Source organism: Aeromonas sp. 604282 (genome assembly GCF_049170575.1).
GTDB classification, from domain to species: domain Bacteria; phylum Pseudomonadota; class Gammaproteobacteria; order Enterobacterales; family Aeromonadaceae; genus Aeromonas; species Aeromonas veronii_A.
Genome location: NZ_JAAKMV010000026.1, coordinates 1 through 2,980, shown reverse-complemented (window position 1 = coordinate 2,980; position 2,980 = coordinate 1). Strand labels below are relative to the sequence as shown.

Genomic DNA, 2,980 nt, shown 5'->3' with positions numbered 1-2,980 from the left:
TGCTCTTTAACAATCTGGAAAGCTGATTTAAAAAGTAGTTCTCAAACATTTGTTACAAGTGCTTTGGAAACTTCTTGGCGAAAACCAAATTTTATTTGGTCCTTGTTGTACGACAACAAGCTGTGCCGGTTTCACCGACACTTCTTGGGGTTGTATGGTTAAGTGACTAAGCGTACATGGTGGATGCCTTGGCAGTCAGAGGCGATGAAGGACGTACTAACCTGCGATAAGCTGTGAGAAGTCGGTAAGAGACGCTATTACTCACAGATTTCCGAATGGGGAAACCCACCCAAGATAACTTGGGTATCGTTACATGAATACATAGTGTAACGAGGCGAACCGGGAGAACTGAAACATCTAAGTACCCCGAGGAAAAGAAATCAACCGAGATTCCCTCAGTAGCGGCGAGCGAACGGGGATTAGCCCTTAAGCATCTTGGAAGTTAGTGGAACGGTCCTGGAAAGGCCGGCGATACAGGGTGATAGCCCCGTACACGAAAACAACCTTGATGTGAAATCGAGTAGGGCGGGACACGTGACATCCTGTCTGAATATGGGGGGACCATCCTCCAAGGCTAAATACTCCTGACTGACCGATAGTGAACCAGTACCGTGAGGGAAAGGCGAAAAGAACCCCTGTGAGGGGAGTGAAATAGAACCTGAAACCGTGTACGTACAAGCAGTGGGAGCCCTTCGGGGTGACTGCGTACCTTTTGTATAATGGGTCAGCGACTTACATTTTGTAGCGAGGTTAACCGTATAGGGGAGCCGTAGGGAAACCGAGTCTTAACTGGGCGTCTAGTTGCAAGGTGTAGACCCGAAACCGGGTGATCTAGCCATGGGCAGGTTGAAGGTTGAGTAACATCAACTGGAGGACCGAACCCACTAACGTTGCAAAGTTAGGGGATGACCTGTGGCTGGGGGTGAAAGGCCAATCAAACTCGGAGATAGCTGGTTCTCCCCGAAAGCTATTTAGGTAGCGCCTCGGACGAATACTACTGGGGGTAGAGCACTGTTTGGGCTAGGGGGTCATCCCGACTTACCAACCCCATGCAAACTCCGAATACCAGTAAGTACTATCCGGGAGACACACGGCGGGTGCTAACGTCCGTCGTGAAGAGGGAAACAACCCAGACCGCCGGCTAAGGTCCCAAAGTTCTGGTTAAGTGGGAAACGATGTGGGAAGGCTCAGACAGCTAGGATGTTGGCTTAGAAGCAGCCATCATTTAAAGAAAGCGTAATAGCTCACTAGTCGAGTCGGCCTGCGCGGAAGATGTAACGGGGCTCAAACCAGGCACCGAAGCCGCGGATTCACGCTAAGCGTGAGTGGTAGGGGAGCGTTCTGTAAGTCTGCGAAGGTGTATCGAGAGGTATGCTGGAGATATCAGAAGTGCGAATGCTGACGTAAGTAACGATAAAGGGGGTGAAAAGCCTCCTCGCCGGAAGACCAAGGGTTCCTGTCCAACGTTAATCGGGGCAGGGTGAGTCGACCCCTAAGGCGAGGCCGAAAGGCGTAGTCGATGGGAAGCAGGTTAATATTCCTGCACGACTTGTAATTGCGATGGGGGGACGGAGAAGGCTAGGTGGGCCAGGCGACGGTTGTCCTGGTGAAAGTGCGTAGGTGGTGTTTCTAGGCAAATCCGGAGACACAACACTGAGACACGAGACGAACGCACTACGGTGCGGAAGCCATTGATGCCCTGCTTCCAGGAAAAGCCTCTAAGCTTCAGATTACAAGTCATCGTACCCCAAACCGACACAGGTGGTCGGGTAGAGAATACCAAGGCGCTTGAGAGAACTCGGGTGAAGGAACTAGGCAAAATAGAACCGTAACTTCGGGAGAAGGTTCGCTCTTGATGGTGAAGTCCCTTGCGGATGGAGCTGTCGGGAGTCGCAGTGACCAGATGGCTGGGACTGTTTATCAAAAACACAGCACTCTGCAAACACGAAAGTGGACGTATAGGGTGTGACACCTGCCCGGTGCCGGAAGGTTAATTGATGGGGTTAGCGCAAGCGAAGCTCTTGATCGAAGCCCCGGTAAACGGCGGCCGTAACTATAACGGTCCTAAGGTAGCGAAATTCCTTGTCGGGTAAGTTCCGACCTGCACGAATGGTGTAACCATGGCCATGCTGTCTCCACCCGAGACTCAGTGAAATCGAATTCGCCGTGAAGATGCGGTGTACCCGCGGCTAGACGGAAAGACCCCGTGAACCTTTACTACAGCTTGGCACTGAACATTGAACCTACATGTGTAGGATAGGTGGGAGGCTTTGAAGGCGTGACGCCAGTTGCGCTGGAGCCGTCCTTGAAATACCACCCTTGTATGTTTGATGTTCTAACGCAGGGCCCTGAATCGGGCTCGCGGACAGTGCCTGGTGGGTAGTTTGACTGGGGCGGTCTCCTCCCAAAGAGTAACGGAGGAGCACGAAGGTTGGCTAATCCTGGTCGGACATCAGGAGGTTAGTGCAATGGCATAAGCCAGCTTAACTGCGAGACGGACAGGTCGAGCAGGTACGAAAGTAGGTCATAGTGATCCGGTGGTTCTGAATGGAAGGGCCATCGCTCAACGGATAAAAGGTACTCCGGGGATAACAGGCTGATACCGCCCAAGAGTTCATATCGACGGCGGTGTTTGGCACCTCGATGTCGGCTCATCACATCCTGGGGCTGAAGTCGGTCCCAAGGGTATGGCTGTTCGCCATTTAAAGTGGTACGCGAGCTGGGTTCAGAACGTCGTGAGACAGTTCGGTCCCTATCTGCCGTGGGCGTTGGATGATTGAAGGGAGTTGCTCCTAGTACGAGAGGACCGGAGTGAACGAACCTCTGGTGTTCGGGTTGTCACGCCAGTGGCACTGCCCGGTAGCTAAGTTCGGAATCGATAACCGCTGAAAGCATCTAAGCGGGAAGCGAGCCCTGAGATGAGTCATCCCTGACCCCTTGAGGGTCCTAAAGGGCCGTTGGAGACCACAACGTTGATAGG

General features: G+C 52.7%; 1 rRNA gene. It reads left to right on the top strand.

Annotated elements, in window-relative coordinates:
- Nucleotides 1–156 precede the first annotated feature (156 nt).
- Nucleotides 157–2,980: ribosomal RNA gene (locus G5367_RS20030) — 23S ribosomal RNA — on the top strand; the annotation flags it as partial.